This window comes from Pinisolibacter aquiterrae (assembly GCF_019160155.1).
Taxonomy (GTDB): Bacteria; Pseudomonadota; Alphaproteobacteria; order Rhizobiales; family Ancalomicrobiaceae; genus Pinisolibacter; species Pinisolibacter aquiterrae.
This window is the reverse complement of record NZ_JAFNIH010000019.1, coordinates 475,348-496,948: the sequence shown is the minus strand read 5'-3', so window position 1 is coordinate 496,948 and position 21,601 is coordinate 475,348. Positions and strand designations below refer to the sequence as shown.

The following is a 21,601-nucleotide window of genomic DNA, read 5'->3' as shown; positions in this document are numbered from 1 at the left end:
GTGCCTCGCCTCAGGTGCGCGTTTCGGCGCGGCGGGCTCCGGCGAGGAGCGTGCCGCGCCAGAAGCGTCGTTCGAGGAGGGCGGAGATCTGGGCGAGGATCAGGTCCTTCACCGCCTCGGTGGCGCGGGTCGCGCGCGCCGACGTCTTGCGGACCATGCACAGCCGCCAGCTCAGACGCGGGTCCAGCGGGATCGCCTTCACCACGCCGGCGTCGATGTCGCCGGCGATCTCGGCATGACTGAAGACGGTGCAGCCGAGCCCGGCGGCGATCAGCGCGCGGATCGTGCGGATGCCGTCGATCTCATAGGCGACACGGGGCTGGAAACCGTGGTCGGCGGCGTAGCGCTCGACCACCGGGCGCAGGCTGTGAGGGCGCGCGGGCAGGATCAGGGGGAGGTCGGCGAGGGCTCGGGCCGGAAAGGCCGCCTCGTTCTCCACCACCATGTCGGCCGGCACGACGACGCAGAGCGGTTCGTCGAGGAGCGGCACGATCTCCAGTTCCGGCGCCGCCTCGGGGCTGTAGAAGACGGCGACGTCGACCTCGCCGGCGAGCAGCCAATCGTGAATGGCGCCGCTGAACCCTTCCCGGATCTGCAGGGTGATGCGCGGGAACTCGTCCCGGCAGGCCTTCACCAGCAACGGGCTCAGGACCTCGCTGGTCGCCGGCGGCAGGGCGAGCCGGACGTGGCCGGTCGGCTCCTGGGCGAGGCTCTGGACGTCGGCCTCGACCGCCGCGAGATCGCGCATCAAGGCCTGCGAACGGTCCATCAGGAGATGACCGGCATCGGTCAGCCGGACGCCACGGCCGTGGCGGGTCAGGAGACGGGCGCCCAACTGATGCTCCAGCCGGTCGACGCGGCGGCTCAGCGCCGATTGGGCGATGCGCATCTGGGTGGCGGCGCGGGAGAAGCTCTCCTGGCGGGCGACGGCGACGAAGGCCTCGAGATCGCGAAAATCCAACGACCCATCTCCAAATGAGATGAATCCTATGCCTGCAATATAATTGTGTCAAATCTCGCCATCGGACACTCTTTCCCCCGAGGCGGCGGCGATCGCCGGTGCGGAGGAGGCCCTCATGAAGTTGATCAGGTACGATGGTGGTCGGATCGGCGTGACCGACGGTGTGCGGGTGGCCGACGTGACGCGGCATTGCGGCGTCGGCGAGGATTGGCCGCCGGTGGCGATGAACCGTCTGATCCGGAACTTCGAGACGCTGCGTCCGGTGCTCGAGGCGGCGCTCGGGGAGGGCGATACGGTGCCCTTCGACCGGGTCTTCCTGGAGACGCCGGTGCCGTGGCCGAACAAGCTCCTGGCCTTCCCTGTCAATTATCACGACCACGCGGCGGAGATGGCGACGACCGGCCTCGCCGACGTCCAGGGTTTCTTCCTGAAGGCGAATTCGTCCCTGTCGGGGGCGTCGGAGCCGATCGTCCTGCCGGATCTGCCGGGCCGATCGGTCCATCACGAATGCGAACTCGGGGTGATCATCGGCAAGGCCGGGCGGCAGATCCCGGTCGAGACCGCGCTCGACCACGTCTTCGGCTATGCCTGCCTGATCGACGTCACCGTGCGGGGGCGCGAGGAGCGGGTGATGCGCAAGTCCTACGACACGTTCACCCCGGTCGGCCCGTGGATCGTCACGGCCGACGAGGTCGGCGACCCGAGCGCGCTCGAGATGAGGCTGTGGGTCGGCGACGAGCTGCGCCAGCACGCCAACACCCGCGATCTCATCGTCTCGCTGCCGGAGATGATCGCCGTCGCCTCCTCGGCGGCGACGCTCCAGCCGGGCGACGTGATCGCCACCGGCACGCCGGCCGGGGTCGGCCCGATCGCCGACGGCGACGTGGTGCGGATCGAGATCGAACGGGTCGGGTCGATGTCGGTTCGGGTCGAGCAGGGCGCGCTCGGCCGCAACCCGGTCTTCGCGAAGCCCTATGAATTCAAGCGCGCGGTGGTCGCGGGAGGCCGGGCATGAGCGAGATCCGCGCCGGGGTCGAGGCGGCCCGCGATCTCGACGACCTCTACGCCGTCTTCGCCGAGGGGCGGCTGACCGCCGGCTGGCACAAGAAGCGGCCGTCGCTGTGGCGCGAGCCCAGGACCGAGTTCCGGCCGAACCGCTGGCGCTATGCCGACGCGGCGGCGGCGATGGACAAGGCGGGCGAATGGATGAGCACGGAGGACGCCGAGCGGCGCAATCTCCTGATGTTCAATCCGGTCGGCGACAACGACTACGACACGGTCCGCACCATCGTCACGGCCTATCAGATGATCCAGCCGGGCGAATATGCCCGCAGTCATCGCCACACCGCCAACGCCATGCGCCTGATCCTCGACGGCGAGGAGGGGGTCTACACCGTGGTCGACGGGGTGAAGCTCCCGATGCGGCCCGGCGACTTCCTGCTGACGCCGAACTGGGCCTGGCACAGCCATTACAACGAGGGCACGGCGAAGGCCTATTGGATCGACTTCCTCGACGTGCCGCTGGTCCACCGGCTGGAGCCGATGTTCGCGGAGAACCTCGCCGCCGTCCATCAGACGGTCGAGGCCGAGCCCGATCCGGAGACTTGCCCGCTCGTCTTCACCCGCGCCCGCGTGGTCGCCGAGATGGCCGGCCAGCCGGTGCGGCCGGGCGGCGGCCGGCGGCTGGTGCTGCCGACGCAGGGGCATGTCCCGACGCTCTCGGTCACCTATGTGGAGCTGCCGGCCGGGGCGAGCGACGCGGCCGGACGCTCGACGGCGAGCCGGATCTTCGCGGCGACCTCGGGCGCGGGCGTCGCGCGTCTCGGCGACGGCGCGTTCGACTGGACGCGCGGCGACGTCTTCTGCCTGCCGTCGTGGCACGACTTCGAGATCCGCGCGACTTCCGACGCGCTCCTCGTCGAGGTCTCGGACGAGCCGACGTTGCGTCTCCTCGGCTTCCTCCGGGAAGAGCCGCTCGTCCGCTGAGCGGCGCGGTCTCGCCGGCGGCGGGACCTCCTCCATCCATCGATCCGCGACGACCCTCCCGGCGGGAGGGCGGGGGAAACCTCATGGGCAAACCGCATCTTCTCGTCGCCGGTGGCGGCATCGGCGGCATGGCGGCGGCGCTGGCGCTGCTGCGCAAGGGCTTCGACGTCGACGTCTACGAGCAGGCGCAGGCCTTCCGCGAGGTCGGGGCCGGCGTCCAGATCAGCCCCAACGGCAATCGCGCGCTCGATCACCTCGGCGTCTTTCATGCGCTGCAGGCGGTGTCCTGCGACGCCGACGGCAAGGAGATCCGGCTGTGGAACTCCGGGCGGACGTGGAAACTGTTCGATCTCGGCGCGGAGGCGATCGCGCGCTGGGGCCATCCCTATCTCACCGTCTACCGTCCGGACCTGTTGCAGGTTCTGACCGACGCCGTGTTGGCGCTGAAGCCCTCGGCGCTCCATCTCGGCGCCAAGGTGACGGATTTCGGCGCGGACGGCGACGGGGTGGTCCTGCGCCTCGAGGACGGGGGCGAAGTGCGCGGCGACGTGCTGATCGGCGCCGACGGGGTCCATTCGCGGATCCGCAACCGGCTCCACGGCGAGAGCGCGGCGCGGTTCTCGGGAATGATGGCGTGGCGCGGCGTCATTCCGATGGAGCGTCTGCCGACGCACATGGCGCGCTCGGTCGCCACCAATTGGATCGGCCCGGGCGCGCATGTGGTCTGCTATCCGCTGCGCGGCGGCCGGCTGATGAATTTCGTCGCCACCGTCGATCGCGACGACTGGCGCGACGAGTCCTGGACCACCGAGGGCACGGTCGAGGAGTGCCGGGCCGACTTCCTCGGCTGGCACGCCGACATCCAGGCGATGATCGGCGCGGCGCCGTCGCTCTTCAAATGGGCGCTGCTGGGTCGGCCACCGATGGAGCGGTGGACGGTCGGGCGGGTGACGCTGCTCGGCGACGCCTGCCATCCGACCCTGCCGTTCCTGGCGCAGGGCGCGGTGATGGCGCTCGAGGACGCGGTGGTGCTCGCCCGCGCCTTCGAGGCCTTCGGCGACGACGTTTCCGAGGCGCTCGCCCGTTACGAGGCGGCGCGCATCGAGGTCACTCGCCGCAAGGTGCTCGGCGCCTCCGCCAACACCGAGCGCTTCCACAATCCCGCCCTGGCGACCGAGGCGGGGGCGGCGGCCTATGTCGACGGACAATGGAACCGCGACGCGATCCTCGCGCGCTACGACTGGATCTTCGCCGACGACGTCACGCGCGCACCGCTCTGACCGCGCGCGAGCGGCTCTCGCGCGGGCTCCGATCCCTTCGAGATCTCGGCGCTCGCGTCGACGCTTGTCAGTATCGTTCTGTTGTGCATAATTGCGTTCTGAAATAGTGACTGCCCTGAGCGAGCGGCGGGTCGGCTCCCGGGCCATCCGACAGGGGTTTCGGAGCCGTCGCGCGGCGCGCCTTCCACTGGCCGGGAGGCCCGCCGCGCGCGGAACGTGGTCCGGGGCCGGCATCGCGCCCGCGAGGCTCGCCGTCTCGCCTCCGACGCGATCGGGGGTGGGGCGGGGCAGACGAAGAACACGCAGCACGTCAGGGAAGAAAGAACGATCGATGACGACGACCACCACCATCGCCGACGAAGCGGTTCGGCGCCTGAGGCGCCTCGACGCCTGCGCCGTGTCCGACGCGCTCGACCAGCTGGGGCTGACGGGCCAGGTCACCGGCGTGCCGAAGCGCTCGGGCGCGGCGGCGCGTATCGCCGGGCGGGTCCGGACGCTGAAACTGCACGCGGGCGCGCGCCCGGCCGGCGCGGTGCGCCATCTCGGCACGACGGCGGTGGAGGCCTCGGGTCCCGACGACGTCATCGTCGTCGAGCAGCGCACGGGGCTCGACGCCGGCTGTTGGGGCGGGCTTCTGACTCTCGGCGCCAAGCTGCGCGGGGTGGCGGGCGTCGTCGCCGACGGTCCGGTGCGCGACATCGACGAGGCGCGCGACTACGACTTCCCGATCTTCTCGACCGCTCTGACGGCGCGGACGGCGCGCTCCCGCGTCGTCGAGGCGGCGACCGACGAGCCGATCGAGCCGTGGGGTGTCCGCGTCGCGCCGGGCGACTACGTCATCGCCGATTCGAGCGCGATCGTCTTCATCGCCGCCGCGACGGTCGAGGCGGTGCTGGACGCGGCCGAGTTCATCGCCGCCAAGGAGGCGGCCATGGCCAAGGCGCTGCTCGCCGGCAAGCCGATCGGCGAGGTCATGGGCGCCAATTACGAACACATGTTGGGGAACGGCGCCGCGTGAGCGGCCTTTCTCGCCAGGACGCGGATACGGGACGCAGGATGACCGCCCAGATGAAACCGGAACTGACCATCACCTCCGACTTCGAGCGGGTTTCGCCCGACGACGTCGCCACCGCCCTGAGCCTGCCGACGGCGACGCTGCACGAGGCCGCCGGCAAGATCGGCGCGCTGCCGTCGGCGATCAAGCCGGTCGCCCCGACCATGCGGCTCGCCGGGCCGGCGCTGCCGGTGCATTCGCCGGGCGGCGACAATCTGTGGCTCCACCGGGCGCTGGAAGCGGCGCGGCCGGGCGACGTCATGGTCGTCCACGTGTCCGGCGCCTTCGACTACGGCTACTGGGGCGAGATCATGTCGACGGCGGCCAAGAGCCGGGGCCTCGCCGGTCTCGTCATCGACGGCTGCGTCCGTGACGGCGATCTCCTCGACGAGGTCGGCGTGCCGGTGTTCGCCCGGGGCCTGTCGATCCGCGGCACCGGCAAGGATTTCGGCGCGCTGGGCTGGGTCGGCCATCCCATCCTCCTCGGCAACGTCGTTGTGCAGCCGGGCGATCTGATCGTCGGCGACGGCGACGGGCTGGTGGCGCTGCCGCGCGCCTCGGTGCCGACGGTGCTCGCCGCCTCGGCGGCGCGCGAGGCGGCGGAGCAGGGCCAGATCGGCCGTCTTCTCGCCGGTGAGACCACTATGGAGATCTTCGGCTTCCATCGGTGATCGCGACGGGAAGCGCCGGCCTTCGACCCGTCGACGCGGTCTTCCGACCGCGTTGACGGAATCGGACGCAGCAGCATATAGTAAGGTAGACTTATAAAAAGCGGACGGGGCCGACACCCGTCCGGTGCGGGGGAGGAACGGCTTTGAGCATCAAGGGTCAGGCCTGTGTGGCGGGGATCTACGAGCACCCGACGCGGCGGGCGGACGATCTCTCGATCGCGCGGCTCCATGCCGACGTCGCCTTGGGCGCGCTCGCCGACGCGGGCCTGTCGCCGTCCGACGTCGACGCCTATTTCTGCGGCGCCGACGCGCCGGGGATCGGCGGGTTCTCGATGGCCGAGTACATCGGGCTGAACAATCTGCGCTACATGGACACGACGGAGACGGGCGGGTCGTCCTATCTCCTGCACGTGTCGCACGCCGCCCGGGCGATCGCGACCGGGCAATGCAACGTCGCGCTGATCACCATGGCCGACCGGCCGCTCGCCGCCGGCGCCGGGCCGGTGCTCGCCGGGGTCGACATGTCGAAGGTGCCGGAACGCGAATTCGCGCCGCCGGTGATGGTGCCGCCGGTCTACGGCTACGCCATGGTCGCCAAGCGCCACATGCACGAATTCGGGACCACGGCCGAGCAGCTCGCCTGGGTCAAGGTCGCGGCGTCGCATCACGCCCAGTACAATCCGCATGCGCGGCTGCGCGAGCCGATGACGCTCGCCGACGTGATGGCCTCGCCGCTGGTCGCCGATCCGCTGCGCCGCGCCGACTGCTGCGTCGTCACCGACGGCGGCGGGGCGCTGGTGATCACCCGTCCGGAGATCGCCAGGTCGCTGGCGCGGCCGGTGGTGAAGATCGCCGGCGCGGGCGAGGCGATGAGGCACAGCCGGGGCGGTCGCATCGACCTCCTCCATTCGGCCGGCGTCTTCAGCGCCGCCAAGGCCTTCGAGGAGGCCGGGGTGACGCCGGGCGACATCAAATATGCCTCGCTCTACGACAGTTTCACCATCACGGTCATCATGCAGCTCGAGGACATCGGCTTCTGCGAGAAGGGCATGGGCGGCCGCTTCGTCGCCGACGGCAATCTGATCTCGGGCATCGGCCGGCTGCCGGTCAACACCGACGGCGGCGGGCTCTGCTCCAATCATCCCGGCAACAAGGGCGGCATGACCAAGATGCTGGAGGCGGTTCGCCAGTGTCGTGGCGAGGCTCATCCCTCGGTCCAGGTCGCCGACCACGGCCTCGTCCTCGCCCATGGCACCGGCGGGCTTCTCTCCAGCCAGCACATGGCCGGAACCGTCATTCTGGAGGCCGCGTGAGCCATGACCATCGAGACCAAGCCCCCGCGCGCCGAGGTGAGCCCCGAGGCTCGGATCTTCCGTGAGGCCGCCGCCGAGGGCCGCTTCCTGATCCGACGCTGTGGCGCCTGTGGCGAAGCGCACTACTATCCCCGTTCGCACTGCCCGGTGTGCGGCAGCCGCGACGTCGACTGGGTCGAGGCGAGCGGCGGAGCGAGCCTCTATTCCTTCACGGTCATGGAGGGCGCCAAGCGGGCGACCGCGCCGGCGATCGTCGATCTCGACGAGGGCCTCCGGATCAATTCCGTCGTCCTCGACGCCGACGTCCATCGCCTCGCCATCGGCGACCGGGTGACGGTGGCGTTCCAGGCGGACCGCGAGGGTGTTCTGCGGCTCGCCTTCACCACGGCGGAGGCGAACGCGGCGCGGGCGCATACCGACGCCGCCATGGCGGCGGTCGCGGCCGACGAGAAGGCCTTCGCCGCCGGCAAGCCGCCGGTCGAAATCGAGACGGTCGCGGTGATCGGCGCCGGCAACATGGGCATCGGCATCACCACCGCCTTCCTGAAGGCCGGTTTTTCGGTCCTGATGATCGATCGGGCCGAGGAGGCCTTCGAGCGGGCGCGCGCGCGCATCGCCGAGACGCTCGAACGCGACGTGACGCGCAAGCGCCTGTCCGCCGAGGGGGCCGCCGCGACGCTGGCGCGCCTCGCGACCTCGACGGCGATGGCCGATCTGGCGCGGGCCGATCTGGTGGTCGAGGCGGTGTGGGAGCAGATGGAGCTGAAGACGTCCGTCTTCGCCGAGGCGTCCCGCCATGCGCGGCCCGGCGTCTGTCTCTGCTCCAACACCTCGACCCTCGACATCGACGAGATCGCCGCCGCGACCGATCGGCCCGACCGGGTGGTCGGCCTCCACTTCTTCAACCCGGCCCATGTGATGCGGCTGCTCGAAGTGGTGCGCGGCGCGGCGACGTCGGAAGCGACGTTGGCGCTCGCCATGCAGGTCGGGCAACGGCTCGGCAAGGTGCCGGTGGTGGTCGGCAACGCCTATGGTTTCGTCGGCAATCGGCTGATGATCGCGCGCGAGCGTCAGGCGGCGCGGATGCTGCTCGAGGGGGCGCTGCCGCGCCAGATCGACGCCGTGCTGACCCGTTTCGGCATGCCGATGGGCACGTTCGAGATGCAGGACATGGCCGGCGGCATCGAACTCAGCTATCGCAATCGCCAGTCGACCGGCGAGAAGAACTTCATCATCGATCGTCTCTTCGAGGCGGGCCGCCTCGGTCAGAAGACCGGCAAGGGCTATTATCGCTACGAACCGGGCAAGACCCGGCCGATCGTCGACGCTGAGGTGACGGCGATCATCGAGGCGGCCTCGGCCGACGCAGGGATCGAACGGCGGGCGATCTCGGACGAGGAGATCGAGGAGCGGCTCATCCTCCTGATGATCAACGAGGGCGCCAAACTGGTCGCGGCGGGCATCGCCCGGCGGCCGAGCGACATCGACGTGGTGTGGCAGACCGGCTTCGGCTGGCCGTCGTGGAAGGGCGGGCCGATGTATCATGCCGATCGTCTGGGGATCGGCGCGGTGCATGCGCGGCTCGTGGATCTCCACGCCCGCTTCGGCGATCCCTTCGCGCCGGCGCCGCTGCTCGAGACGATGGCGCGGAGCGGCGAGACCTTCGCCACGCTCGCGTCGAGCGCAACCGGATCAGAGACGGGAACGGCCCGATGACCTCCTATACCGCCCCCGTCGACGACTACGTCTTCCTGTTCCACGACGTCCTGAAGCTCCACGAGCATCGGGATCTCCCGGGCTTCGCCGATTTCGATCCGGAGTTCACCCGGGGCCTCCTCCAGGGGCTCGCGGATTTCCACGAGAAGGTGCTCCATCCGGTCAATCGCGCCGCCGACGAGGAGGGCGCGCGGCTCGAGAACGGTCGCGTGCGCACGCCCGGTCCGTTCAAGGAGCTGGCGCGGCAATACCGCGAGTCCGGGTGGCTCGCCGCCGGCGTGCCGGAGCGGCTCGGCGGGGCGGGACTGCCGCCGGTGTTCGGGGCGGTCTCGAGCGAGTTCAGCGTCGCCACCGGACAGTCGTTCCGGATGTATTTCTCCTTCTGCGCCCCGGCCGCCGAGATGCTCGACGCGCTCGCCGAACCGTGGATCAAGGAGCACGTGGTGCCGCGTCTGGTGGCCGGCGAGTGGACCGCCACCATGGCCATGACCGAGGCCCATTGCGGCACCGATCTGCGCCAGATCCGCACCCGCGCCGAGCCGCTCTCCGACGGCACCTGGCGGCTGCGCGGCTCGAAGATCTTCATCTCCGGCGGCGACAACGATCTCGGCGAGAACGTCGTCCACATCGTGCTCGCCAAGGTGCCGGGACCCGACGGCCGGATCGCCAACGATCTCTCGAGCGTCAACGTGTTCCTGGTGTCGCGGCGGCGGATCGATCCCGAGACCGGGGCACTCGGCGCGGAGAACGGCGTCGGTGTCGGTTCGATCGAGCACAAGATGGGCCTCGCCGGCAGCGCCACCTGCGTGATGAACTTCGAGGACGCGATCGGCCACCGGATCGCCGCGCCGGGGCGCAGCGGGGCGGCCGCCAACATGGCGGCGATGTTCTTCCTGATGAACTACGCCCGGGTCGGGGTGGCGATGTCGGGCATCGGCTATACCGAGATCGCCCAGCAGAACGCCGCCGCCTATGCCCGCGAACGGCTCTCGGGCCGGGCGACGCGGGGGCCGGTCAATCCGGCCGGTCCGGCCGATCCGATCATCGTCCACGCCGACATCCGCCGTCTGCTGCTCGGCGCCCGTGCCTTCGCGGAAGGGGCGCGCGCGCTCGGGGTCAAGATCGCCTTCATGCAGTCGCTCGCCCGTCACGGCGAGGACGAGGCGGAGAAGACCCGCTGCGAGGACCTCATGGCGGTGATGACGCCGGTCATGAAGGCCTATTGCACCGACAAGGGCTTCGAATGCGCCAACGACTGCCTCCAGGTTCTGGGCGGTCACGGCTTCATCGCCGAATACGGGCTCGAGCATTTCGTCCGCAACGCCCGCGTCGGCCAGCTCTACGAGGGCGCCAACGGCATCCAGGCGCTCGATCTCGTCAAGCGCAAGCTGACCGCCCATCAGGGACGCCCGCGCGCCTCCTTCTTCGGCACGATCGAGCGTTTCGTCGCGGCCCAGGCGGGGACGCCGGGGGCGGCGCCCTACGTTCGGCCCCTGGCGGCGGCGCTCGACGTTCTCGGCGACGTGCTCGACCGGGCGACGGCGGCGGACGCGAGCGATCCCGACGCCTCGGCGGCGGCGGCCTACGACATCTTGACGATGTTCGGCATCGTCGCGGTCGGATGGGCCTGGGCGGAGATCGCCTGCCTCATCCTGAAGGGCGAGACGTCCCATCTCGGCGACGACGCGAAGGCGCGCAAACTCGCTCTCGCCCGGGTGTGGATGGCGCGCGAGATGCCGCTCGTCCGCGCGCTCGCGGATCGCGCGCTGCTGAGCAGCGAACCGCTGATGGGCGTGCCGTCGGATCTGATCTGAGGCGATCGACCGAAGCCCCGGACATGCGAACGCCCGATGCTCTCGTCGAAACGGAGCGTCGGGCGTTCGCCGTTTCGGAGGGGGGAGCCGGGCGCCGGCTCCCCGATCGGTCAGCGGTGATAGAGCATGATGAGGTGGCGGACGAAATCGTCGCGGGCCTCTTCCGGAATGGTCGAGAGATAGGTCTTCTCGGCCTCGACGATCAGGGCGTCGCAGTGTTCCTGCACCTCGATGCCCTTGGCCGAGCGGCGGACGATGATGTCGCGGCGGTTGCCGTTCAGATAGCTGCGCTCGACCAGACCCTTGGCCTCGAGCGTATTGAGATAGGCGCCCATCGACTGCGCGGTCATGCCCTGGCGGCGGGCGAGCTCGGCCGAAGTGCAGGGCTCGAAGCGTTTCAGCGCGCTGAGGATCGTGTATTGGCCCGTGGTCAGACCCTCTTCCTTGAGGGCGGCTTCCATGATCGCGTCGATGGTCTGATAGTGCCGGAGGAAATAATAGAAGATCCGGGGCGCGGGAGTTTTGCCTGTCATTACCGGGCCTTTGCTCGTGTGATCGTGGCCGGGCCGTGGTCTGGCGAGCGACCGACGGCGCGCGGATCCGCACCTTTGACATATTCGAGGACGCGCCCGACGTCCGTCGCCGGGAGACGACGTGTCTGCGTGTGGAATCGTGTGACCGTCGCCTCCATATATATCCGATTCACATGGCTCCCAAATCGATGCGAATACGTGCTCCGGGACCCGATCTTCGCCTCGAGGGGCCTTTCGGGGCGGGGGACTTGATGCCATCATCGAGCGTCTCCATTCTCGTGGGGGCGCGTCTTGCGTTCGGGGTCTCGCCGGGCGCGCCGGCCTTTCGGGGCGAGGCGATCGGCGCCGGTCCTTCGAAGCCGAAGGGGGCCGGGAACCGCCCGTTCGTGGGGACGTCTCGCCGGAAGCGACCGTCGCGGATCGCGGTCGCCGCCGGAAAATGCGGCCTTGACGATAAGCTAAGCTTACAATATATTCTGACTGAGAGAACGAAGTTCTAAAAAATTGAACGCGTTCCGGAGCCGTCCCGTCGTCGATGGGGTGGTTCACCAAAAAAACGGACCTGTGCTTGCAGGTCGGTCGTGAAGCTCTTCGGCCGCGTCGTCGCGGCGCCCTCGTTCTCGAGGGGTCTTCGAAATCCCGATCTTCTCGGCCGCGCCGTCGAACGGAGCGACAGGGGAGGGGGGGGAGGCGAGACGGAGCCCTCATGCCCGACCGCACGACATCGGCGGACGAGAACGGGGAGGAATACGATGAACGTTTGGTTCACGCGTCTGGTCGCGGCCGGAGCGGTCGTTCTGGCGAGCTGGCCGGCGGTCGCCGGGATCAAGGACGGCACGCTGACCGTCGCGCTCGACAGCCCGGTCGAGGCGGTCGACATCTACATGGGGCCCGGCGCCGAGACGGCGATGACCACCAGCGCGGTCTTCAATCCCCTGGTCGCCTATGACGCCAAGGCCAAGACCTATGTCGGGGTCATCGCCAAGAGCTGGTCGCAGATCGATCCCGAAACCATGGAGTTCAAGCTCGAGCCGGGCCTGACCTTCCAGGACGGTTCGGTCCTCGACGCCGAGGACGTCGCCTACACGATCAACTTCATCTCCAATCCGGAGACCAAGTTCCGCCTGAAGAGCCGCTTCGCCTTCTTCGCCGGCGCCGAGAAGGTCGACGACCTGACGGTGCGGGTGAAGACGCGCGGTCCCTATCCGATGCTGATGGCGCGGATGATCGGCGTTCCCGTCTATCCCTCGGACAAGCATTCGGCGCTCGGCGCGGACTATGCCTCCTGGGGGCGGGCGCCGATCGGCTCGGGTCCCTACAAGGTCGTGAAGTTCAACGAATCCACCGGCATCGAGATGGAGCGTTGGGACGGCTACAAGCTCGGCCCGGCGCCGGCGTTCAAGCGCATCGTCTTCAAGCCGCTGCCGGACGCCCAGACCCAGATCGCCGAAATGATGATCGGCAACATCGACGTCATGATGGCCAAGTCGCCGGATCAGGTGGCGGCGCTCACCGCCAATCCGCGCATCGTCGCGACGCCGATCTCCGACATGAACTTCCAGTACATGTATCTCGACGCGGTCGGCCACTCGGGCCTGAGCGTGTTCAAGGACGAACGGGTGCGCGCGGCGGTCTTCCATGCGGTCGATCGCGACGCGATCCGCAAGTCGATCGTGGCGGGTGGCGCCGGCAAGACGGGCGTCGCCCATGCGATGGCGCGTCTCTGCTTCCCCTTCCAGGTCGGCTGCCCCGACGGCGGCACGCCGCAGGCCTATGATCCGGCCAAGGCGCGGGCGCTGCTGAAGGAGGCCGGTCTCGCCGACGGGTTCGATCTCAAGGTGTCGACCTGGGGCTCGTCGCGTCCGATCGCGGAAGCCGTCGTCGGCTACCTCCGGGCGGTCGGGATCCGCGCCAGCGTCGACGTCCTGACCCTCGGCGCCTATCGCAAGAAGCAGGTCGAGGGCGGTCTCCAGGCGCTGGTCTCCAACTACGTCTACGGCGGCCTGCCCGACACCGGCGCGGTGGTGGACTTCTTCTTCTCCTCGTCCGACCGGGACTACTTCGGCGACAAGCGGCTGTTCGACCTGACCAAAGAAGCCAACACCACGCTCGACGAGAAGAAGCGCGGGGATCTCTTCCGCGAGACCCTCGACATCGTCGAGAAGCAGGCCTTCATCCTGCCGATCACGACGGATCCGGTGGTGGTGATCCACTCCGCCGACGTGAAGGTCGACGCGGCGACGCGCGGCAACATTCTCTTCGCCCGCTTCAGCTTCTTCGAATCCTACGGCAAGACCCCGCCGATGCTCGGCTGGGCGAAGTAAGGCGAACGGGTCCCCTCGGGACGGATGCCGGTCGGCGGCGTCCGTCCTCCCGGGCGCGGCACGACGGTTGGCCGCTCCGGAGATCCCATCCGATCGATACGAAACGGCGCGATGAACGACGAGGCCGGGCGGTGAGGCCGGCCGAGAGCCGGTCGTCCGTGCCCAGACCGGCGGCGCCGGCCTGCCGGCCAGAAACGGAGCTCGAGATCCGCATGACCCCCTCCGAAGTGCCCTTCCTGCCCGTGCCCTTCATGCCGCGGCAGGTCGAGATCGAAACCCGCGCGGACGGGGTGCTGGTGGCGCGCAACGCGACCCCGCTGCGCCCGCTTCCCGCCCATCTGACGGCGCTGTTCCGCCGCAACGCCGAGCGCACGCCCGATCGGACCTGGCTCGCGCAGCGTCCGGCCGACGGCGGCGACTGGCGCCGGCTGAGCTATGCCGAGGCGCGGCGCGCCGTCGACGGCGCCGCCGAGGTGCTGCTCGAGCACAGCTGGTCGGGCCGTCCTCTGGTCATTCTCAGCGGCAATTCCATCGAACACGCGGTCGTCAGCATGGCGGCGATGCAGGCGCGCATGCCGGTGGCGCCGCTGGCGCCGGCCTATTCGCTGCGCAGCAGGGACTTCGCCAAGCTGAAGGCGATCCTCGAGCTGCTCCATCCCGCCGCCGTGTTCGTGCAGAGCATGAAGGACTACGAGCGGGCGCTGCGGGTGTTCGATCTCGACGAGGTCGTCGTCTACTACGCCGAGGATCCGGTCGAGGGGATGGCGGGGACGTCCTATGCCGAGCTGATCGGCTGCGAGCCGACCCCGGCGGTCGAGGAGTCGATCGCGAAGATCACCCACGACACCGTCGCCAAATACATGTTCACCTCGGGCTCGACCGCCGACGCCAAGGCCGTCATCACCACCCAGCGGATGCTGTGCGCCAACATCGCCATGGCCGATCAGGCGATCGATCTCGTCCACGATCAGCCGCCGCACGTCACCGTCGACTGGCTGCCGTGGCACCACGTGATGGGCGGCAACTCGGTGTTCGGCATGACGCTGGTGAAGGGCGGGACGCTCTACATCGACGACGGCAAGGCGACGCCGGAGCTCTTCGGCGAATCGCTGCGGAACCTCAGGGAGATCTCGACCTCGCGCTTCGCCAACGTGCCGGCCGGTTTCGCCATGCTCGCCGAGGCGATGGAGAAGGACGACGATCTCGGCCGCACCTTCTTCAAGGATCTGATCTTCATCGGCTACGGCGGCTCGCGCCTCGCCGACGACACCTACAACCGCATCCAGGCGCTCTCGATCAGGCACACCGGCCACCGGATCTCGTTCCTCTCCGGCTTCGGCGCCACCGAGACCGGCCCCTCGGCGATGTACGTGTTCTGGACCACCGATCAGACCGGCCTGATCGGGCTGCCGCTGCCCGGCGTCGACGTCAAGCTGCTGCCGCTCGACGACGATCGCTACGAGGTGCGGGTGCGCAGCCCCGGCATCACGCCGGGCTATCTGAAGCGGCCGGATCTGACCGCCGCGGCCTTCGACGAGGAGGGCTACTTCAAGATGGGCGACGCGGCGGTCTTCGTCGATCGTGATCGCCCGGAGGAAGGGTTCCGCTTCTCCGGCCGCGTCAGCGAGGAGTTCAAGCTCGATTCCGGCACCTTCGTACGGGTGGGGGCGCTGCGGGTCGCGGTGGTCGACGCGCTCGCGCCGCTGGTGATCGACGCGGTCGTCGCCGGCCAGGACAAACCCTACGTCGGCCTCCTGCTGTGGCCGAACGTCCAGGCCTGCCGGCAGTTCCTCGGCACGCCCGGGGCGAGCGTCGCCGATCTCCTCGCCTCGCCGATCCTGCGCGCGGCGATCCGGGAGAAGATCGACGCCTACAACGCCGAGAACACCGGCAGCAGCCGTCACGTCCGCCGGGTTCGGCTGATGGCCGCGCCGCTGTCGATGGATGCCGGCGAGGTCACCGACAAGGGCTACGTCAACCAGCGCAAGACGCTGGAGACGCGCCGCGCCGACATCGAGGCGCTGTTCCGTGATCCGCCCGACGCCGACGTCATGGTGTTTTGAGACCAGACAGAATTGGAAAGGTAATCACTATGACGATTGAGTATGAAGTCATATCGACGGAGTTTCGTGATGGTGTCGCGTACGTCAAGCTGAACCGCCCGTCCAAGCGCAACGCCATCAACGACAGGATGATCGAAGAACTCGGCGATTTCTTCGAAAATCTTCCCGAGGGCACGCGCGTCGTGATCCTGCATGCGGAGGGCGAGCATTTCTGCGCCGGCCTCGACCTGATCGAGCGGATCGAGAACCGCTCTCCGGATCCGCTGAGCGGCATCCGCCGCTCGCGCGACTGGTATCGGGTGTTCGAGCGGATCGAGCACGGCGACGTGCCGGTGATCAGCGTGTTGAAGGGCGGCGTGATCGGCGGCGGCCTGGAGCTGGCGGCGGCGACCCATGTCCGGGTCTGCGAGGCCTCGACCTATTTCCAACTGCCGGAAGGCCAGCGCGGGATCTTCGTCGGCGGCGGCGCCTCGGTGCGCGTGCCGCAGATCATCGGCGCCGGCCGGGTCACCGAGATGATGCTGACCGGCCGCAGCTTCGACGCCCGCGAGGGCTGCGATCTCGGCCTCGGTCACTATCGGGTGGGGGACGGCGAGGGGCTCGCGCGGGCGGAGGAACTGGCGCGCAAGCTCTCGGACAATTCCGAGGTCTCCAACTTCGCCATCATCAACGGCGTCTCGCAGATCTCGCAGATGGGACCGACCGGCTTCTTCGCCGAGTCGATTCTCGCGACGCTGACGGCGCGCGCCTCCAACTCCAAGCACCGCATCGCCGAGTTCTTCGACGAACGCCGGCGCACCCGTTCCGAGCGCGAGGCGCCGAGCGGCGAGTGAGCCGCCCGCGACGCCCGCATCGAGACCCGAACGCCCCGAGAAGGAGGCTGGAATCCATGGCCAAGATCATCGATTGTCACGCCCACATGGCCGTCCCCACCCAGTTGCCGGCCTACAAGGCGGGGCTTCTGTCGCATCGCGGCGCCCATGGCCGCGGCAAGGTCGGGGCGAGCGACGACGACATCCGCGCCGCCTTCGAGCGGGTCGAGATGGCGCCGATGGGGCACATGGAGTGCCTCGACAAGGCCGGCGTCGACATGCAGGTGATCTCGCCGCGCCCCTATCAGATGATGCACTCGGAAAAGCCGGCGAAGCTCGTCCACTGGTACATGGAAGAGGTCAACGACCTCATCGCCCGCCAGTGCGCGCTCTATCCGGGCCGGTTCGTGCCGATGGCGGGGCTGCCGCAGACCGCTGGTGATCCGATCGAAGGGGCGTTGCCGGAACTCGAGCGCTGCGTCACCAAGATGGGTTTCCGCGGCTGCCTCATCAATCCCGATCCTTACGAGAACTCGGGCGAAAAGGCGCCGCCGATGGGCGATCGCTACTGGTATCCGCTCTACGAGAAGATGTGCGAGCTGGACGTGGTCGGCCACATCCATTCGGCGAGTTCGCGTCTGGTCGAGCGCGAGCCCTATTCGCTCCACTTCATCAACGAGGAGACGACGGCGGTCTATGGGCTGATCAAGTCGACCGTGCTCGACGACTTCCCCGAGTTGAAGATCGTGGTCAGCCACGGCGGCGGGGCGATCCCCTATCAGGTCGGACGCTTCGATTCCGCCTCGGTGCGGCGTCCGCCGCGCTTCCTCCATCGCCTGCGCCGGCTCTATTTCGACACCGTCCTCTATTCGCGCGAGGCGATCGAGCTCTTGATCAAGGTGGTGGGTCCCGATCACTGCGTCTTCGGCGCGGAGATGCCGGGCGTCGGCTCGGCGATCAATCCGGAGACCGGCGAGACCTTCGACACGATCATCCCCTACATCCGCGACTGCGACTTCATCACCGAGGACGAGAAGGCCGCGATCCTCGGTGGCAACGCGATGAAGCTGTTCAAGATCGACGACGAATGAGACGCCCGGCGCGCGCGACGCGCGAAGCCGAGGCCGCAGAATGTCCCGCGTCGCAAGACGCGCGCGACGGGAGGAAAGTCGGGTCATGTGGAGATATTTCGCGAAGCGGCTGGGGATCGCGCTCCTCGTCGTGATCACCGTCTCCGTCATCAGCTTCGGGCTCTTGCGTCTGTCGGGCGACATGGCGCAGAGCCTGGCGGGCGAGGGGGCGACGGCGGAGCAGGTCACCGCGATCCGGCAGCTCTATGGTCTCGACCGGCCGCTGGTCGTCCAATATTTCGATTGGGCCTTCGACGCCGTGCGGGGCGATCTCGGCCAGTCGCTGGTCAGCAATCAGCCGGTGTTCGAGCTGATCGTCTCGCGGATGCAGGTGACGATCGTACTGGCCGTCCTCAGCCTCGCCGCGGCGATCGCGGTGGCGGTGCCGCTCGGGGTGTTCGCGGCGGTCTATCGCAACAGCTGGATCGACCGGGCGTCGCTCGGCATGGCGGTGTTCGGCAGCGCGGTTCCCAATTTCTGGTTCGCGTTGGTGCTGATCTACGTGTTCGGCGTCCAGCTGCGCTGGTTGCCGATCTCGGGCAGCCAGAGCTGGGAGAACTTCGTCCTGCCGACGATCACGCTCTCGACCATGGTCATGCCGCAGATCATGCGGCTGACCCGGGGCGGCATGATCGAGGCGCTCGACGCGGAATACGTGCGGATGGCCTGGGCCAAGGGGCTGAGCCCCACGGTGGTGTTCTTCAAACACGCCCTGCCCAACGCGATCCTGCCGGTGGTGACCCTCTCGGCGGTGTCGCTCGGCTTCCTGCTCGGCGGGTCGGTGATCGTGGAATCGGTGTTCTCGCTGAACGGCATCGGGTCGCTCGCCTACGAGTCGATCCGGCGCGCCGACTTCCCCGTCGTCCAGTCGATCCTGTTCGTCCTGTCCTTCGTCTACGTGCTTCTGACCCTGGTGTCGGACCTGATCAACGCGCGCATCGATCCGCGCATCCGCCTGAATTGAAGGAGGCTCGATCGTGTCGAATGCGCCTGCTCCGCTGGACAACATGGACATCGCCCTGCCGACCCCTCGGCAGCAGAGCTGGGCCATGGCCAAGCGCCATCTGGGTCTCCAGATCGGCCTGGCGATCGTCCTCGTCGCCACCTTCGCCGCCCTGTTCGCGCCGCTCCTGGCGCCGGCCGATCCCTATGCGCAGGATCTGACCGCGCGTCTCGCTCCGACGATCTGGCAGGAGGGCGGCACCTGGGCGCACATCCTCGGCACCGACGGCTTCGGCCGGGACGTGCTGTCGCGTCTCATCTACGGCACCCAGGTGACGATGATCGTCGGCTTCGGCGCCGCCGTCTTCTCCGGCCTGATCGGCACCACGCTCGGCATCATCGGCGGTTATCTCGGCGGCCGTGTCGACGCGGTGATCATCTTCCTGATCAACGTCAAACTGGCCATGCCCGGGGTGTTGATCGCCTTGTCGCTGGTGTCGATCTTCGGCGGATCGCTCCTGTCGATCACCCTCATCCTGTCGCTCCTCTTCTGGGACCGTTTCGCGGTCGTCACCCGCACCGCGACGCAACAGGTCCGGACCCGCGAATTCATCGCGGCGGCGGAGTGTTCGGGCGCCTCCAAGAGCTGGATCCTGCTGCGCGAGATTCTGCCGAACATCGCCAATCAGATCATCGTCATCGGCTCGCTCGAAATGGCCATCGCCATTCTGGTCGAGGCGGCGTTGAGCTTCCTCGGGCTCGGGATCCGGCCGCCGATGTCGTCTTGGGGCATTCTCGTCTCCGAGGCGCGCGACTTCATGTTCTACAAGCCGCATCTGGTCCTCATCCCCGGTCTGGCCATCTGCATTCTGGTCATCGGGATCAATCTCCTCGGCGACGGCATCCGCGACGTCACCGAGCCGCAGGGCAGGAACTGATCCCATGGCAGGTGACATCGAAACCCGGCAGAAGCCGATCCTGAGCGTGCGAAACCTCGAGGTTTCGATCCGCACGGCGGTCGGCGACCTGCGCGCCACCGGCGGCGTCTCCTTCGACGTCGCCCCGGGCGAGACCTTCGCCATCGTCGGCGAATCCGGTTGCGGCAAGTCGATCTCGTCGGCGGCGGTGATGGGGCTCCTGCCCCGCGCCGCGACGGCGCGGGCCGATCGCTGCGAATTCGACGGTCAGGAGATGCTGACGCTGTCGCGGCGCGAGCGCGAGAAGATCCGCGGCAACACGATCAGCATGATCTTCCAGGACCCGATGACGTCGCTCAATCCGGTCTACACCATCGGCAACCAGCTGATGGAGGTGTTCCTGCGCCACAAGAAGGGCACCCGCGCCGAGGCGCGCGACCGGGCGATCTTCCTGCTGGAGCGGGTCGGCATCAAGAACGCCGCCGAGCGGATGAAGGCCTATCCGCATCAGCTCTCGGGCGGTCTGCGGCAGCGCGTCGTCATCGCCATGGCGATGATGTGCGGGCCGAAGCTGATCATCGCCGACGAGCCGACGACCGCGCTCGACGTGACGGTGCAGATGCGCACGCTGGCGCTGCTCGCCGAGGTGCAGAAGGACTTCGGCCTCGCCGTGATCCTGATCACCCACGATCTCGGCATCGTCGCCTCGCTCGCCGATCGGGTGGTCGTCATGTACGCCGGCAAGATCGTCGAGAACGCGCCGACCAGGAGCCTCTTCCGGGCGCCGCTCCATCCCTACACCCAGGGTCTGATCCAGTGCATTCCCTCGCACGGACCGGCGGGAGCGGACGCGCCTCTGCACACGATCCCCGGAATGGTGCCGTCGTTGATCGGGCGTCACGAGGGATGCAGTTTCCGCAATCGCTGCGCGCTCGCGCGGCCGGAATGCGCGGTCGGAGAGATCGGTCTCACCGCGTTCGAGGCCGACCACGGGTATCGCTGCGTGGTTCCCCACCAGACGCTGATGGCGCATTGGCGCGAGACGGAAGGGATGAAGGCGTGATGGCGACCCCTCGCACTACCCCCATGTTGAGCCTGCGGGACCTCGAGGTGCGGTTCACGGTCGGCCGCCGGCTCATCGGCCGGCCGAAGATACTTCACGCGGTCAACAAGCTCTCGCTCGACGTCGAGCGCGGCGAGTTCGTGTCGATCGTCGGCGAATCCGGGTGCGGCAAGTCGACCCTGGTGAAGACCCTGTTGGGGCTCCAGGCCCCGACCGCCGGGGCGATCGCGGTGAACGGCAAGGATCTTTCCGACTATTCGCGGCTGGAACTCGCCCATATGGTGCAGCCGATCTTCCAGGATCCCTATTCGTCGCTGAACCCGCGCAAGTCGGTCGCCGCCAACATCGCGCTGCCGCTCATTCTCTCCGAACGGCCGCTGCCGGAACAGGTGACGGAGCGGGTCCGCGAGATCATGCGCCGGGTCGGGCTGCCGCAGCGCTTCGAGAACTCCTATCCGAGCCAGATGTCGGGCGGGCAGCGTCAGCGCGTGGCGATCGCGCGCGCTCTGATCACGCGGCCGAAGATCCTGGTGTGCGACGAGCCGACCTCGGCGCTCGACGTGTCGGTCCAGGCGCAGATCCTGAACCTCCTGCGCGAGCTCAGCCGCGACCTCGACCTCACCTGCGTCTTCATCAGCCACGACCTGTCGGTGGTGCGGCGTCTCTCGCAGCGGGTGGCGGTGATGTATCTCGGGCGGATCGTCGAGATCGGCAAATCCGAGCAGATCTTCCAGGTTCCCCATCACCCCTACACCCGGCTGCTGATCAGTTCGATCCTGCCGCCGGACCCGGAGCATCATCTGCCGCCGGCGCGCTGGGACGGGGGCGGACCCGATCCGACCAATCTGCCCGAGGGGTGCCATTTCCGCTCGCGTTGCGCGTCGCCGCAGCCGGTGTGCGCGACCCGTCTGCCCGAACTCGTCGACTACGAGGGGACGCGGGTGGCCTGTCTCGCCTACGAGCCGGGCGCGACCTGGAAACCGCAATCCACCCCGTGCTGAACGACATCGACGAGCGAGAAG

The 21,601-nt window shown here is 68.4% G+C and carries 18 protein-coding genes; 16 read left to right on the top strand and 2 right to left on the bottom strand.

Going from position 1 to position 21,601, the window contains the following annotated elements:
- Positions 1–10: 10 nt before the first annotated feature.
- Entirely contained in the window at positions 11–961 is a 951-nt protein-coding gene (locus J3S89_RS06570; protein ID WP_217926664.1) for a LysR family transcriptional regulator, read from the bottom strand.
- A 115-nt stretch (positions 962–1,076) separates the two neighbouring features.
- On the opposite strand from J3S89_RS06570, the gene J3S89_RS06565 reads away from it, so the two are divergent.
- The 8 genes from J3S89_RS06565 to J3S89_RS06530 all read left to right on the top strand — a co-directional run bounded on the left by J3S89_RS06565 (position 1,077) and on the right by J3S89_RS06530 (position 10,795).
- Positions 1,077–1,976 (top strand): fumarylacetoacetate hydrolase family protein, encoded by a 900-nt coding sequence (locus J3S89_RS06565; protein WP_217926663.1) that lies wholly within the window; start codon positions 1,077–1,079, stop codon positions 1,974–1,976.
- Positions 1,973–2,947, top strand: a complete 975-nt coding sequence (locus tag J3S89_RS06560) for a cupin domain-containing protein (RefSeq protein WP_217926662.1) — start codon at positions 1,973–1,975, stop codon at positions 2,945–2,947. Before J3S89_RS06565 ends, J3S89_RS06560 begins: the two co-directional genes overlap by 4 nt.
- A gap of 83 nt (positions 2,948–3,030) precedes the next feature.
- Positions 3,031–4,227, top strand: a complete 1,197-nt coding sequence (locus tag J3S89_RS06555; RefSeq protein ID WP_217926661.1) for an FAD-dependent monooxygenase — start codon at positions 3,031–3,033, stop codon at positions 4,225–4,227.
- A 331-nt stretch (positions 4,228–4,558) separates the two neighbouring features.
- The gene (locus J3S89_RS06550; RefSeq protein WP_217926660.1) at positions 4,559–5,245 is read left to right on the top strand and encodes an RraA family protein; all 687 of its coding nucleotides are present in this window, start codon (positions 4,559–4,561) and stop codon (positions 5,243–5,245) included.
- Between the two features lie 38 nt (positions 5,246–5,283).
- Positions 5,284–5,952 (top strand): RraA family protein, encoded by a 669-nt coding sequence (locus J3S89_RS06545; RefSeq protein ID WP_217926659.1) that lies wholly within the window; start codon positions 5,284–5,286, stop codon positions 5,950–5,952.
- A 143-nt stretch (positions 5,953–6,095) separates the two neighbouring features.
- Entirely contained in the window at positions 6,096–7,265 is a 1,170-nt protein-coding gene (locus J3S89_RS06540; protein WP_217926658.1) for a thiolase domain-containing protein, read from the top strand.
- Positions 7,266–7,268: 3 nt separating this feature from the next.
- Entirely contained in the window at positions 7,269–8,981 is a 1,713-nt protein-coding gene (locus J3S89_RS06535; RefSeq protein WP_217926657.1) for a 3-hydroxyacyl-CoA dehydrogenase NAD-binding domain-containing protein, read from the top strand.
- The gene (locus tag J3S89_RS06530; protein ID WP_217926656.1) at positions 8,978–10,795 is read left to right on the top strand and encodes an acyl-CoA dehydrogenase; all 1,818 of its coding nucleotides are present in this window, start codon (positions 8,978–8,980) and stop codon (positions 10,793–10,795) included. The genes J3S89_RS06535 and J3S89_RS06530 overlap by 4 nt, the downstream gene beginning before the upstream one ends.
- 110 nt (positions 10,796–10,905) lie before the next feature.
- Here J3S89_RS06530 and J3S89_RS06525 read toward each other — a convergent pair whose 3' ends face one another.
- Positions 10,906–11,328 carry a MarR family winged helix-turn-helix transcriptional regulator gene (locus tag J3S89_RS06525; protein WP_217926655.1) on the bottom strand — a complete coding sequence of 141 codons (423 nt, stop codon included), beginning with the start codon at positions 11,326–11,328 and terminating at the stop codon, positions 10,906–10,908.
- A 752-nt stretch (positions 11,329–12,080) separates the two neighbouring features.
- On the opposite strand from J3S89_RS06525, the gene J3S89_RS06520 reads away from it, so the two are divergent.
- The 8 genes from J3S89_RS06520 (at position 12,081) to J3S89_RS06485 (ending at position 21,580) form a co-directional block, all read left to right on the top strand.
- Positions 12,081–13,652 carry an ABC transporter substrate-binding protein gene (locus J3S89_RS06520; protein WP_217926654.1) on the top strand — a complete coding sequence of 524 codons (1,572 nt, stop codon included), beginning with the start codon at positions 12,081–12,083 and terminating at the stop codon, positions 13,650–13,652.
- 212 nt (positions 13,653–13,864) lie between these two features.
- Positions 13,865–15,715 carry an AMP-binding protein gene (locus tag J3S89_RS06515; protein WP_217926653.1) on the top strand — a complete coding sequence of 617 codons (1,851 nt, stop codon included), beginning with the start codon at positions 13,865–13,867 and terminating at the stop codon, positions 15,713–15,715.
- Positions 15,716–15,744: 29 nt separating this feature from the next.
- The gene (locus tag J3S89_RS06510; RefSeq protein WP_217926652.1) at positions 15,745–16,548 is read left to right on the top strand and encodes a crotonase/enoyl-CoA hydratase family protein; all 804 of its coding nucleotides are present in this window, start codon (positions 15,745–15,747) and stop codon (positions 16,546–16,548) included.
- Between the two features lie 56 nt (positions 16,549–16,604).
- Complete coding sequence (locus J3S89_RS06505; protein ID WP_217926651.1) at positions 16,605–17,618, top strand: amidohydrolase family protein; 1,014 nt, start codon at positions 16,605–16,607, stop codon at positions 17,616–17,618.
- An 85-nt stretch (positions 17,619–17,703) separates the two neighbouring features.
- Positions 17,704–18,621: an ABC transporter permease gene (locus J3S89_RS06500; protein ID WP_217926650.1), complete on the top strand. Its 918-nt coding sequence runs from the start codon at positions 17,704–17,706 to the stop codon at positions 18,619–18,621.
- Positions 18,622–18,634: 13 nt separating this feature from the next.
- The gene (locus J3S89_RS06495; protein WP_230489027.1) at positions 18,635–19,537 is read left to right on the top strand and encodes an ABC transporter permease; all 903 of its coding nucleotides are present in this window, start codon (positions 18,635–18,637) and stop codon (positions 19,535–19,537) included.
- A gap of 4 nt (positions 19,538–19,541) precedes the next feature.
- Positions 19,542–20,579, top strand: coding sequence for an ABC transporter ATP-binding protein (locus tag J3S89_RS06490; RefSeq protein WP_217926649.1), 1,038 nt, complete (start codon positions 19,542–19,544; stop codon positions 20,577–20,579).
- Positions 20,579–21,580: an oligopeptide/dipeptide ABC transporter ATP-binding protein gene (locus J3S89_RS06485; protein WP_217926648.1), complete on the top strand. Its 1,002-nt coding sequence runs from the start codon at positions 20,579–20,581 to the stop codon at positions 21,578–21,580. Before J3S89_RS06490 ends, J3S89_RS06485 begins: the two co-directional genes overlap by 1 nt.
- The last annotated feature ends 21 nt before the right edge of the window (positions 21,581–21,601 follow it).

What these genes read in the sequence shown, in the direction of transcription:
- J3S89_RS06530 (WP_217926656.1), top strand. Translation starts at nt 8,978, where the DNA reads ATGACCTCCTATACCGCCCCCGTCGACGACTACGTCTTCCTGTTCCAC.
- J3S89_RS06490 (WP_217926649.1), top strand. Translation starts at nt 19,542, where the DNA reads ATGGCAGGTGACATCGAAACCCGGCAGAAGCCGATCCTGAGCGTGCGA.
- J3S89_RS06550 (WP_217926660.1), top strand. Translation starts at nt 4,559, where the DNA reads ATGACGACGACCACCACCATCGCCGACGAAGCGGTTCGGCGCCTGAGG.
- J3S89_RS06500 (WP_217926650.1), top strand. Translation starts at nt 17,704, where the DNA reads ATGTGGAGATATTTCGCGAAGCGGCTGGGGATCGCGCTCCTCGTCGTG.
- J3S89_RS06505 (WP_217926651.1), top strand. Translation starts at nt 16,605, where the DNA reads ATGGCCAAGATCATCGATTGTCACGCCCACATGGCCGTCCCCACCCAG.
- J3S89_RS06535 (WP_217926657.1), top strand. Translation starts at nt 7,269, where the DNA reads ATGACCATCGAGACCAAGCCCCCGCGCGCCGAGGTGAGCCCCGAGGCT.
- J3S89_RS06515 (WP_217926653.1), top strand. Translation starts at nt 13,865, where the DNA reads ATGACCCCCTCCGAAGTGCCCTTCCTGCCCGTGCCCTTCATGCCGCGG.
- J3S89_RS06565 (WP_217926663.1), top strand. Translation starts at nt 1,077, where the DNA reads ATGAAGTTGATCAGGTACGATGGTGGTCGGATCGGCGTGACCGACGGT.
- J3S89_RS06525 (WP_217926655.1), bottom strand. Translation starts at nt 11,328, where the DNA reads ATGACAGGCAAAACTCCCGCGCCCCGGATCTTCTATTATTTCCTCCGG.
- J3S89_RS06510 (WP_217926652.1), top strand. Translation starts at nt 15,745, where the DNA reads ATGACGATTGAGTATGAAGTCATATCGACGGAGTTTCGTGATGGTGTC.
- J3S89_RS06545 (WP_217926659.1), top strand. Translation starts at nt 5,284, where the DNA reads ATGACCGCCCAGATGAAACCGGAACTGACCATCACCTCCGACTTCGAG.
- J3S89_RS06520 (WP_217926654.1), top strand. Translation starts at nt 12,081, where the DNA reads ATGAACGTTTGGTTCACGCGTCTGGTCGCGGCCGGAGCGGTCGTTCTG.
- J3S89_RS06485 (WP_217926648.1), top strand. Translation starts at nt 20,579, where the DNA reads ATGGCGACCCCTCGCACTACCCCCATGTTGAGCCTGCGGGACCTCGAG.
- J3S89_RS06555 (WP_217926661.1), top strand. Translation starts at nt 3,031, where the DNA reads ATGGGCAAACCGCATCTTCTCGTCGCCGGTGGCGGCATCGGCGGCATG.
- J3S89_RS06560 (WP_217926662.1), top strand. Translation starts at nt 1,973, where the DNA reads ATGAGCGAGATCCGCGCCGGGGTCGAGGCGGCCCGCGATCTCGACGAC.